Source organism: Pseudomonas edaphica (assembly GCF_005863185.1).
Taxonomy (GTDB): Bacteria; Pseudomonadota; Gammaproteobacteria; order Pseudomonadales; family Pseudomonadaceae; genus Aquipseudomonas; species Aquipseudomonas edaphica.
On the sequence record NZ_VBVZ01000846.1, the window covers coordinates 1 to 2,105 of the forward strand.

2 protein-coding genes are annotated in these 2,105 nt (G+C 65.1%); both read right to left on the reverse strand.

Annotation, left to right across the window (positions count from 1 at the left end; all coding sequences use genetic code 11):
* Window positions 1-58: 58 nt before the first annotated feature.
* Window positions 59-1,006 carry a D-isomer specific 2-hydroxyacid dehydrogenase family protein gene (locus FEM54_RS31230; RefSeq protein WP_138454135.1) on the reverse strand — a complete coding sequence of 316 codons (948 nt, stop codon included), beginning with the start codon at window positions 1,004-1,006 and terminating at the stop codon, window positions 59-61.
* Window positions 1,007-1,019: 13 nt separating this feature from the next.
* Window positions 1,020-2,105, reverse strand: a 1,086-nt coding sequence (locus FEM54_RS31235) for an acyl-CoA dehydrogenase family protein (RefSeq protein ID WP_138454136.1), incomplete at its 5' end; no start/stop codon positions are given.

Sequence of the window (2,105 nt, forward strand, 5' to 3'; positions counted from 1 at the left end):
CCGAGGTGACTGCATCGCAGGCAAGCCAGCTCCCACACAAGCCAGCTCCCACACATATTCAAGGGGCGACAAGATTGGCCAACGTTGAACCTTGCACATACCGCTGCAGATTCGCCAGGAACGTATCGGCAATCTCCTGCTGGCTGTTGGTCGAAATCGCCGAGGTATGCGGCGACAACCGCACCCGCGCATGGCTGTACAACGGGTGGCCCTGCGGCAGTGGCTCCGGCTCGGTCACATCCAGCGAGGCCAGGCCGATCTGACCGTTATCCAGGGCTTCCAGCAGGGCCTCCTGATCCAGCAAACCACCGCGCGCAATATTGATCAGGTGCAATCCCGGCTTGGCGCTGCCGAGCACATCGCGGTCGACAATATGCCGCGTGGCCTCGGTGAGCGGCGCCGCCAGCACCAGGTGGTCGGCGCGGGCAAACAGGTCGTGGATGTCCTTGGCGGCCTCAACATGGTCCACCTCAAAGGGTGCCTGGCTCTGGCGCAGCGCAACCACGTTGATCCCCAAGGCCTGGGCTTTTTGCGCCAGGCTCTTGCCGATCGCACCAAAGCCGAGAATGCCCAATGTGCTGCCCTTGAGCGGGCGCAGCGCGGTGAATGTCCACTGGGCATCCTTCACCCAGATAGCCGGCAAATGCTTTGCCGCCGCAAAGATCGCCGCCAGGGCGAACTCGGCAAGGTTATCGGCGGCGCTGCCCCGTGAGGTGGTTACCGGCGGGCCGTTGAACAGCCACTGCGGGTAGAAGTCGATGCCCGACGACACCAGGTGTACCCACTGCGCGCCATACGGCCAGCCCGGCGGCGGAGTATCGGGCGCGGTGTAGCCGCGCACATTGATAGGGCGCAGCAGCAGTATATTGGCTTGCGGCGGCAGGTCGCTGGGCACACCGGCAGGCACGCCGATCACCTGGGCATGGGGGTGGATCGAGGCAAGGCGTTCGCGCAATACCTGGTTGTAATCTTCGTCCAGCTGGCTGGCGATAATCACCTGACTCATGAGCGTTCCTTATTCATTGTTGCTCACGTTGAGCGAACACTGCTTTACCCACACCTTGCAGCACCGCGTCGTTCTGCGGCGTATGCACGCGGCTGCACAGCACGTCGCGGTAATGCCGTTGCAGCGGGCTATGGCGCGACAGGCCAGGGTTGCCCGAGGCTTCGATGGCAAGCTCCACGGCGCGGATCGCATTGCCGGTCACCAGGTATTTAAGCTGCGCCGCATTGGCGGCTGGCGTGTGGCCCTGGGCGGCGGCCTCGAGCAGGCTGCGGTTGGCAAACAGCAGGGTGTCGATATGGCCGACGGTTTCCTGAAAACGCGGCAAGCTCGACAGCGCGGCGCCGAGGTTGGACGGCTTGCGCTGCTCCAGCCAGTTCACCAGCCAGTCCCGCGCCGCCTGGGCCACGGCGTCGTACACCGACGACAGCAGCACCGACATCCACAGGAACCCCTCGCCATCCAGCTCAGGTTGCGGTGCGCTCCAGGGGCTGACGCTGACGGCATGGTCCAGCGGCACCAGGACATTATCGAGCACCACTTCGTGGCTGCAGGTGGCGCGCATGCCCAGGTGGTCCCAGGTGTCGATGATGCTCACGCCGGGGCTGTTTTTCGGCACCAGCCAGGCGCCCACCAGCGGGTCGGCATCATCACTGCGCGCCCACACGCTGAACCAGCTCAGGCCGTGGCTGCCGGTGGAGTAAATCTTGCGGCCGCTGATGCGCCAGCCGTCAGCGGTGCGCACCGCCGTGGTTGCCGGCAGCCCGCCACGGGCCGGGGTGCCCAGGTCAGGTTCGACGCGCAGCGCGTTGATCAACGCTCCGTTGCGCACGGCGTCTTCGGCGACTTGTACGCGCAGGTGCTGCGGCCAGGTTTTGCTGTCTTGCAGGCGTGTGTGTTGCAGGTACTGCATCACCAGAATCAGCGCGGTAGACGGCTCGCCCCTGGCAATCGCGCTGATGGCCTTGCGCGCCTGCGCCAAGCTTGCGCCACCCCCACCCAGGGCCTTGGGCACGGTGAGGGCGACCAGGCCATGTTCATGCAGCCGCTTGAAGTTGGCGTGGGGGAAGGCGCCGCTTTGGTCATACAGGTGCGCGCTGCT